This is a genomic window from Thermoflexus sp., assembly GCF_042408365.1.
In the GTDB taxonomy this organism is placed as follows: Bacteria; Chloroflexota; Anaerolineae; order Thermoflexales; family Thermoflexaceae; genus Thermoflexus.
Genome location: NZ_JBHOQJ010000169.1, coordinates 1 through 8,269, shown reverse-complemented (window position 1 = coordinate 8,269; position 8,269 = coordinate 1). Strand labels below are relative to the sequence as shown.

The window sequence follows — 8,269 nt, the reverse complement described above, 5'->3', positions numbered from 1 at the left end:
GGGTCTTCGGTCCCCGGCCCAACCCCAGAAAACCCCAAATGTTGGAACATTGAAAAGCGCTGCTGAGGCATCGCCCGGATTCTCCCCTTAGATGGATAGCCGCGACCTGGGGGTGCTTAAGAGGGGAAGCAAGACGTTCTCTGCGAGATGCGGGCCGTGTGGTTGCCCTGCCTCGCTTGGATCCCACACGCAAGGAGATCATCTCGCCTTGTTGCGAAGATAAAATTTTCTGCGAGGGGTGGGCCGCGTACGCGCCCACCCCTCGCAGAAATTCCATAAATTGAAAGGTCGTCACTGCGCGTCTGGGATGACCTCCTCTGTTGTTCGCAACAGGGCAAGATCATCTTGAAAACGGATGCCGGCGCGTTTTGGGCCCCGGTGGGGCTCGGATTCAGGGAGGTTCTGCGATGATCCGCGGCACAACCCGCTTGGTCGGCCTTCTGGGATGGCCCGTCGCCCACAGCCGAAGCCCTCAGATGCACAACGCGGCCTTCGCCGCCCTGGGCCTGGATTGGGCTTACGTGCCCTTGCCCGTGGCACCTCCGGATCTAGAAGCCGCCGTCCGAGGGTTGCGGGCCATGGGCTTCGTCGGCGCCAATGTGACCGTTCCCCATAAAACCGCGGTGATCCCCCACCTGGATGAAATCTCCTCCATCGCCCGAGCCATTGGCGCGGTCAACACCGTGCGGGTGGTGGAGGGGCGGTGGATCGGGGAGAACACCGACGTGGAGGGGTTCCGTCGGGCCCTGGCGGAGACCGGGCTTTCGGTCCGCGGGCAGGCCGTTGTCGTTCTGGGAGCCGGCGGAGGGGCCCGGGCGGTCCTGGCGGTCCTGGCGATGGAAGGGGCGAAGGAGATCTTCCTGATGAACCGGAGCTATGAGCGGGCGGCCCGCCTTGTTGCTGAACTGAGCGAGACATTCCCACAGGCCGGCCTTCGCTTGCCACCGGTTCATGTGCTCCGGCCAGGTGAATTCCCCCCCGAGGGGGTCGCCGTGCTGATCAACGCCACCCCGGTCGGCATGGCACCGGCGATCGAAGCCTCCCCATGGCCTCCGGAGCGCCCATTCCCTTGGGGCTTGCAAGGCGTGATCGATCTCATCTACGAGCCGCCCCGCACCCGTTTGATGGCCCTGGCGGAAGCTGAGGGGATCCCCGCCTTCAACGGCCTGGGGATGCTCCTACATCAGGGGGCAATCGCCTTCACGTTATGGACCGGCCTGGAAGCCCCCCTAGAGGTCATGCGGGCGGCGCTGTCCGGGTCGTAGGGGCACCCCTTGTGGGTGCCCCCACACATACATATAAGGAGGGGCCCGATGCGAAAAACGCTCTTTCTCAGCTTGGCGCTTTTTCTTGCGGGCGCGTGCCGTCAGGGACCGACCGCGACACAGCCTGCTGCCACAATCCCGCCTTCCCCCTCCCCAGGGAGCCCGGTCCCATCGCCCACACCACAATTCCCTCCAACACCGAGCGCGACAGCCGCTCTTTCCTCCCCTACCCCACGGGCTTCCTTCCAGCCTCGCGTGGAGATCGTGGCCACCGGCCTGGAGGTGCCATGGGCGCTGGCCTTCGCGCCCGATGGTCGGATCTTCGTCACGGAACGGCCCGGCCGGATCCGGGTGATCGAGAACGGGGCGCTCCGTCCGGAGCTGGTGGCGGTGCTCCCGGTCGCCGCCACCGGCGAGGGCGGGTTGATGGGCCTGGCTCTGGATCCGAACTTCGCCCAAAACGGCTATCTCTATGTGATGTATACCTACCGGGCCGGCGGCGCGTTGCGCAACCGGATCTCGCGGCTGACCTTGCGAGGGAACACCGCTGGGGAGGAGATCGTCCTGATCGACAACATCCCGGGCGCCGGGATTCACGATGGCGGGCGCCTGGCCTTCGGGCCGGACGGCAAGCTCTACGCGACCACGGGGGATGCGGCCCAGCGGGACCTGGCCCAGCGGCTGGACAGCTTGGCCGGGAAGATCCTCCGCCTGAACCCGGATGGGTCGATCCCAACGGACAATCCCTTCCCAGGCTCTTATGTATATTCGTATGGCCACCGGAACCCCCAGGGGTTGGCCTGGCATCCGGTCACCGGCCAGCTGTATAGCACGGAGCATGGCCCCACAGGGGAGATGGGGTTGTGTTGTCGGGATGAGCTCAATCTTATCCGGCCCGGGGCGAACTACGGCTGGCCGCTCGTCACGGGCGCCCCAGGGGATCCCCGCTTCGCGGATCCGATCCTCCACAGCGGGGAGGACACGTGGGCGCCCGCGGGCATGGCCTTCGTGACAGGCGAGCGGCTGGCGCCGTGGAAGGGTCATCTCTTCTTCGGGACGCTGCGGGGACAACACCTGCACCACGTGGTCCTAGGGTCAGATGGAAGCACCGTGGTCTTCCACGAGGAGCTCTTCCGAGGGGAGTTCGGGCGCATCCGCGAGGTGGTGATGGGACCGGATGGCGCGCTGTATTTCACCACCAGCAACCGCGATGGCCGCGGGCAGCCCCGGTCGGGGGATGATCGGATCCTGCGGATCGTGCCGGGGCCATAAGGGCGCCTCCCCTGAGTTCCCATAGCGCTTGCGCCCTCAGCGGGAAAAGCCGGCGCTATGATATAGAATCGGAGAGCGGATCCTCCACCGGAGGCATTCCCATCGATGAATGATTTGCGGAAAGCTGCTGTCGACGTGTTACACCGGAACGATCGGGAAACGTTTACCGCCCCTTCCCCTCGACAATATCCCCATCTCTGGCTCTGGGACGCGGGGTTCGCCGCCCTCGGCTGGGCAGCCATCGGGGACTTCGAGCGGGCCTATCGGGAGATCCGGGCTGCCCTCCGGGGCCAATGGCGCAACGGAATGCTCCCCCACGTGGTCTTCTACGGATGGCCCAGCGCGTATTTTCCGGGGGCCGACGTCTGGCGCTCCGATCTCGCCCCGGAAGCACCGAAGGATCTCCCCACCTCGGGCATCACCCAGCCGCCCGTATTGGCCTTCGTGGTCGAGATCCTGTTTCGCCATGACCCAGACCGGCAGCGGGCGGAGGTCTTCGCCCGCGAAACCTTTCCAGCCCTGCGGGCCTATCATCGCTGGCTGCACGCCGCTCGGGATCCGGAAGGCGTCGGCTTGAGCTGCATCGTACATCCATGGGAGTCCGGAATGGATAACAGCCCCCTCTGGGACCAACCTCTATCACGGGTCCCGACGGAGGGCCTTCCCCCCTATCGGCGGGCCGATCACCATTGGGTCCCCGAGGAGCAGCGGCCCCGCGCCATTGATTACGATCGCTTCCTCGCTTTGATCCTCCATTTGCGAGCCCACCGATACGGGGAGAGCGGCGTCCGAACTTCACCCTTCCGCGTGGCGGATGTTCTCTTCAACGCGTTGCGCCATCGTTCGGAAGAGGCCTTATATGCGATGGCTCGGGCCCTGGGGGAGCCCACGGAGGAGATCGAGGGATGGCTGGAGCGGAGCCGAACGGCTTTCCAAACCCGGCTCTGGGATCCCGAGCGCAGCTTCTTCCTGGATTGGGATGACCTTGCCGGCGAGCGGATCCCGATCATCGCGGCCGGAGGGTTCGTGGCCCTCTACGCCGGGCTCGCCACGCCGGAGCAGGCGCGGGAGATGGTGGACCGACACCTCAGGAATCCGGAGGCCTTCGCGCCGGACGGAGGGACCCGATACTTCGTCCCGACAGTGAGCAAAGGGGATCCGGGATGGGAACCCCGACGCTACTGGCGGGGCCCGGTATGGATCAACCTGAACGCCCTCATCGCCCACGGCCTGGCCCGATATGGGTTCCACGGGCTCGCGGAGGACATCCGTCATCATACCCTGGACCTGATCGCCCGTTCCGGGTTCCACGAGTATTATGATCCCCGAACCGGGGAAGGACTGGGGATCGGGGACTTCACATGGTCCGCCGCCCTCCTGCTGGGCTGGGAGTTGTTAAAAGTGGGATAGAGAGGATTGGGGAGGAGCAATGAGCCATCCACGCATTCGGGTGCTTTTAGCGGATGATCATCCGGCGGTTCGGACAGGGATCCGCCAATTTCTGGAACGCGATCCGGCCATTGAGGTGGTCGCCGAGGCGGGAAGTGGGGAAGAGGCGCTGGCCCTGATCGCCCGGCATCGCCCGGATGTGGTGATCCTGGATCTGCGGATGCCCGGCCTCTCCGGCCTGGAGGTCCTCCGCCGCCTTCGCGCTGAACATCCGGAGGTGCGGGTGCTGGTGTTGACAGCCTACGACGATGATCCATACATCTTCGCCGCCCTGCGCGCAGGAGCCCGTGGCTACTTGCTGAAAACGGCAGGGCCGGAGGATCTCATTCGTGGCGTTCACATGGTTTATGCGGGCCGCTCCGTCCTGGACCCCACAGTGGCGGAGCGTCTGATGGAGGAACTGGGCCGTCCGGAGGCCGAGGGGGAGCCGGAGCGCCTGACGGAGCGGGAGCTGGAAGTGCTGCGGCTGGCCGCGCGGGGGCTGACGAACCGAGCCATCGGGTTCCAGCTGGGCATCAGCGAGCGCACCGTCCATTCCCATATGATCAATATCTTCGCCAAGTTGGGCGTGAGCACCCGCACCGAAGCCGTTCTCAAGGCGATCCGGCTGGGTTGGATCTCCCTGGAGGATACAGAGGCGTGAGATGCGTCTCCTGCGCGGGCTGTTCACCCAGGTTTTCCTCTGGGTTCTCCTCCCCCTGATCCTGGTCCTGTTAGGGGTGGCCTTCGGCAGCACCGCTTTGCACCAGCAGGCCATGCGATCGATGGTCGCCGAGCGGAATGCGGGCATCGCCAGGGGCGCCGCGGCCGTCCTCACTGAAAACCTCTACCGCCGGCAACAGATCCTTCAAGCCCTGCTGAACCCCCTGGCTGAGGATACCTTCCCGGACCAAACCATTCGAGCGCTCAGCCTCTTCATCGCTGATTTCGATCTGGGCCTTGCGCTTTTCGATCTCGAGGGACGGGATCGGCTTGCCGAATTGGGTCCCCTCCGGGCGGATCCTCAGGCTCTTCTGGATCAGCTCGCTCGGCGGCCGGGCGAGCCGGTTTTCCTGTTTGGGAAATTCGCAGGAACGTCGGGGGTCTGGATCGGCCTGGCCAAGGGGCGGTGGGGCGCTGTGGGGGCTGTCTCCCTGAACGCGTTGGGTTGGGAGATGCTGCGGCAGACGGTGAAAACCGGCCCGCGGGCCGTTGTTTACCTGATTGACTCCACGGGCACGGTGATCGCTTCCACCGCTCCCTCCGCGCAGGGCGCAAACCTCAAAGCGTACGAAGGCGCGACGGCAGCCTTACAAGGGGAATCAGGGGTGGCCTTCCACCGCTCTCCGGGAACCCCAGAGGAGCACGTCACGGCCTACGCCCCGATCCCGATCGTCCATTGGGCGCTCCTGATCGAGGAGCCATGGATCGATGTGGTCGCCCCGCTGCTCCGCTACACTTTGCTGGTCCCCCTGCTCGTACTCGCGGTGACCGTCGTTTCCTTGATCGCCCTCTACGTGAGTATGTGGCGGATCGTCCGCCCGCTCCAGGCGCTGGGGGAGCGAGCGATCCGCTTGGCCTGGGGCGATTTCGAAGCCATCCGCACCCCCGTAGGCGGGGTCGAGGAGATCCAGGATCTCCAACGCGCCCTCCAGGACATGGCGGAGCAGATCCGCCGCTACCAGAGCGGAATGCAGCATTATATCGCCGCGATGACCCAGGCCCAGGAAGAGGAGCGCCTTCGGCTGGCCCGCGAACTGCACGACGAGACCATCCAGAACCTTGTGGTTCTGGCCCAGCGGATTCAGATGCTGGAGCTGACTTTACCTCCCCTCGAGGAGATGCGCCCTGCCCGTGAACACCTACAGGCCCTCTCCGCTATGGTCCGCCAAACCATTCAGGGGATCCGGCGTGTCATCCAGGACCTGCGTCCGTTATACCTGGAAGAACTGGGGCTGGTCCCGGCCCTTGAAGCCCTGGTGCAATCCACGTCCTCGGAGGACCTGGAGATCCTTATGGAGATCGATGGGGAGGAACAACGCCTGCCCCCTGAGGTCGAGCTGGCCGTTTACCGCATCGCCCAGGCAGCGCTGAGCAACATCGTGCGCCACGCCCGCGCCCGTCACGCTCGTCTCCACCTGGAATTCGGTTCGAGCGGAGTGACCCTGACCATCGAGGATGATGGTCAGGGATTCGAGCCTCCGGAGCTCCCGGGGGAGCTGGCCCTGCGGGGCCATTTCGGCCTGATGGGAATGTATGAGCGGGCGACGCGCCTGGGGGGACACTTCTCCATCCGCTCCGCCCCCGGCCAGGGGACCCGGGTTGTGGTCTTCCTCCCAGGCGAACCACCCCGCGCATAGGTCCATACTCTGCGTCCGCCTCTGCTCTTTCAGGCGTTTCAGCCGCGCAGTCTTCCCAAAGGATGTGAATGCTCCGATGGTCTGGTGAATACGGACAACCCAACCCCGATGGGGCACCCATATGGGAGCACCCTGTGTGGGTGCCCCACCCCATCTTGATACAGCCCCTGCTACACGAGAAGGACATACAGGCAGGCGCAAGGCATGCCCGTAGGGGCACCCCATATGCATCAATTGAAGGCTGGATCTGGCCTCCCACCTCCCGCGAAAACAAATCTGGATGAAGCACTACATCCAGCTGCAAGGATGCTATAATATTATTTAAGCTCTGTGCAGGTATGAGCTGATGGCTTATCCGCCTCGCTTTTGCCCAATGGCGCGCCGATGGGGCGCCCTGCGCAGCGCGCAGGATCGGCTGGGGCAGGCCGAAGGGATAGCTCCGGCACGGCCCTGGATGGCCCGCGCCTGTATCTGTCCGAAGCGGGGATGGAGGATCGCCGCCCGCTTCGGCTTGGCGCCCCGCTGAACGGCCCCGACGATCCCCATCCCCGCACCTCCTTCCCTGAACCTTCGAGCCCTTGGGGCATCTCAATCCTCGCTCCTTGCCTTGCTTTGCTTCCCAATCCAGTTTCAGAGAAGGAGGAAGCCATGCGCGTTGCATCCCCTGCTATGCCTGTGGTATGGCCTCGATGGTTCGGGAAAGCCCTCAGCTTGGTCCTGATCCTCGGGATCGCGGGGCTCTACACGCTATGGGACCCCCGCCTGGCGGTCTTTTGGCTGTTTGGGGTGAGCCTCGGGGTCGTTATGCAACGGGGTCGCTTTTGCTTCGCCTCCGCGTTTCGGGATCTTTATCTCCTGCGGGATGGCCGGGTGGTGAAAGGGATCATCGCCGGGATGGCAGTAGCCACCATTGGCTTCACCCTGTTGGCCTATCGGATCGCTCCGGATCTCAGCCGGCCGGTCGGGAACGTGACGCCGGTCAGCTTGGCGACCTTCCTCGGCGGCCTGATCTTCGGGATCGGCATGGTGTTGGCCGGCGGCTGCGCTTCGGGGATGCTCTATCGGATCGGCGAAGGCTATGTCGCTTCGATATTCACGCTGATCGGGGCGATGATAGGAATGTTCACCGTAGCGCTTCAGTGGCCGTGGTGGTGGCAGGCGGTGATCGCTCCTACCCCACGGCTCTGGTTGCCTCAGATGCTGGGGTGGGGCGGCGCGGTGGCCCTTAACCTGCTCGGACTGGCTCTCTCCTATGCAGCCGTCCTGGCATGGGAGGCCCGCAGCGGCGTGGTGGTCCGGCCGGCCCCTGCCTTAGCCCCTGCCCGCTCCCTTGCCGAGCACCTCCAGCGCACATGGGAACGTCTCTTCCGCCATCCATGGCCTCCGATTTCGGCTGGAATCGCCCTGGGCATCCTGAACGTCTACTTGTTCCTCTGGGACAAACCCTGGGGGATCACCACCGAGGTCTCCCGTTGGGCCGGCTGGATCGCTTATCTCCTCGGCTACCCAGCGGATCGCCTGCTCTATTACGCCGAGAAGGCCCCAGGGTTTGGGCTGCTCCAGCATGTGCCCTGGGCGAGCGGGGGAACGCTGCTCAACGTCGGCCTGATCGCAGGTTCTTTCCTGGCCGCCGTCCTGGCGGATGAGTTCAAGATCCGCACCGCTCGCCCCGGCCGTTATCTTCAGGCGCTCATCGGTGGGTTCCTGCTGGGCTACGGCGCCCGGATCGCGATGGGGTGCAACATCGGCGGCTTCTTCTCGGCCATCCCATCGCTGGCGGTCAGCGGCTGGCTCTTCGCCCTAGGCCTGGCAGGAGGCTCGTGGATCGGTGCCCAGATCGTGCGACGGCTGCTTTGAGTCCCATTCGCTCTTTACCTCTCCCCCCACGGGCCTTTGGGCCATAGGGAGAGCGGTAAGAGATGCTCTGGGGGTGGGCCGGGAGAT

The 8,269-nt window shown here is 64.8% G+C and carries 7 protein-coding genes; 6 read left to right on the top strand and 1 reads right to left on the bottom strand.

The window, feature by feature from the left end; all coding sequences use genetic code 11:
* Positions 1-407 precede the first annotated feature (407 nt).
* The 5 genes from ACFMO5_RS07930 to ACFMO5_RS07910 all read left to right on the top strand — a co-directional run bounded on the left by ACFMO5_RS07930 (position 408) and on the right by ACFMO5_RS07910 (position 6,325).
* On the top strand, positions 408-1,265 hold the full coding sequence (locus ACFMO5_RS07930) for a shikimate dehydrogenase (protein ID WP_376792212.1): 858 nt from the start codon (positions 408-410) through the stop codon (positions 1,263-1,265).
* 48 nt (positions 1,266-1,313) lie between these two features.
* A complete protein-coding gene (locus tag ACFMO5_RS07925; RefSeq protein WP_376792211.1) occupies positions 1,314-2,537 on the top strand; it encodes a PQQ-dependent sugar dehydrogenase in 1,224 nt (407 codons plus the stop codon).
* Between the two features lie 105 nt (positions 2,538-2,642).
* On the top strand, positions 2,643-3,947 hold the full coding sequence (locus ACFMO5_RS07920; protein ID WP_376792210.1) for an amylo-alpha-1,6-glucosidase: 1,305 nt from the start codon (positions 2,643-2,645) through the stop codon (positions 3,945-3,947).
* Between the two features lie 19 nt (positions 3,948-3,966).
* Positions 3,967-4,629, top strand: a complete 663-nt coding sequence (locus ACFMO5_RS07915) for a response regulator (RefSeq protein ID WP_376792209.1) — start codon at positions 3,967-3,969, stop codon at positions 4,627-4,629.
* 1 nt (position 4,630) lies between these two features.
* Entirely contained in the window at positions 4,631-6,325 is a 1,695-nt protein-coding gene (locus ACFMO5_RS07910) for an ATP-binding protein (RefSeq protein WP_376792208.1), read from the top strand.
* 351 nt (positions 6,326-6,676) lie between these two features.
* Here the strand turns inward: ACFMO5_RS07910 and ACFMO5_RS07905 are convergent, their stop codons facing one another.
* Positions 6,677-6,871 carry a hypothetical protein gene (locus tag ACFMO5_RS07905; protein WP_376792207.1) on the bottom strand — a complete coding sequence of 65 codons (195 nt, stop codon included), beginning with the start codon at positions 6,869-6,871 and terminating at the stop codon, positions 6,677-6,679.
* 102 nt (positions 6,872-6,973) lie between these two features.
* Here ACFMO5_RS07905 and ACFMO5_RS07900 point away from each other — a divergent pair, with 102 nt between their 5' ends.
* Complete coding sequence (locus ACFMO5_RS07900) at positions 6,974-8,182, top strand: YeeE/YedE family protein (RefSeq protein WP_376792206.1); 1,209 nt, start codon at positions 6,974-6,976, stop codon at positions 8,180-8,182.
* The last annotated feature ends 87 nt before the right edge of the window (positions 8,183-8,269 follow it).

Bases quoted from the DNA above. Each gene is read 5' to 3' on its own strand.
- ACFMO5_RS07930 (WP_376792212.1), top strand. From the start codon at position 408: ATGATCCGCGGCACAACCCGCTTGGTCGGCCTTCTGGGATGGCCCGTC.
- ACFMO5_RS07925 (WP_376792211.1), top strand. From the start codon at position 1,314: ATGCGAAAAACGCTCTTTCTCAGCTTGGCGCTTTTTCTTGCGGGCGCG.
- ACFMO5_RS07920 (WP_376792210.1), top strand. From the start codon at position 2,643: ATGAATGATTTGCGGAAAGCTGCTGTCGACGTGTTACACCGGAACGAT.
- ACFMO5_RS07915 (WP_376792209.1), top strand. From the start codon at position 3,967: ATGAGCCATCCACGCATTCGGGTGCTTTTAGCGGATGATCATCCGGCG.
- ACFMO5_RS07910 (WP_376792208.1), top strand. From the start codon at position 4,631: ATGCGTCTCCTGCGCGGGCTGTTCACCCAGGTTTTCCTCTGGGTTCTC.
- ACFMO5_RS07905 (WP_376792207.1), bottom strand. From the start codon at position 6,871: ATGGGGATCGTCGGGGCCGTTCAGCGGGGCGCCAAGCCGAAGCGGGCG.
- ACFMO5_RS07900 (WP_376792206.1), top strand. From the start codon at position 6,974: ATGCGCGTTGCATCCCCTGCTATGCCTGTGGTATGGCCTCGATGGTTC.